Annotated in this window: 1 protein-coding gene; it reads right to left on the bottom strand. The window is 56.8% G+C overall.

The genetic code is table 11. From position 1 onward, the window contains the following. Nucleotides 1-266: AMP-binding protein (locus tag HFD99_RS25205; protein ID WP_167441095.1), on the bottom strand; the 266-nt coding region annotated here is incomplete at both ends.

Here is a 266-nt window from a genome sequence, read left to right as displayed (position 1 = left end):
CGGTGATTCGGCATAGGACGACCGATGGAAATGAGTTGGCCTGCCCTTTCATCCTCGGATACCGGCCAGATGGACGTCGCCACCGAGTTTTCGGTTGGACCGTAGCCGTTGTAGTACGCCACTTGATCCTTCCACTTGTATACCAATTCTGTGGAAGAGGCTGAGCCCGCAGTGAACAAAATACGCAGATTTGGCATCCGCTCCGGCTCCAGGTACACCGCATAGGTCGGCGGCAAAGCGGCCACCGTAATCCGGTGATCGGCCAT

This window comes from Paenibacillus sp. EKM301P (assembly GCF_011800295.1).
Taxonomy (GTDB): Bacteria; Bacillota; Bacilli; order Paenibacillales; family Paenibacillaceae; genus Paenibacillus; species Paenibacillus polymyxa.
This window is presented reverse-complemented; position numbering and strand designations above follow the sequence as displayed.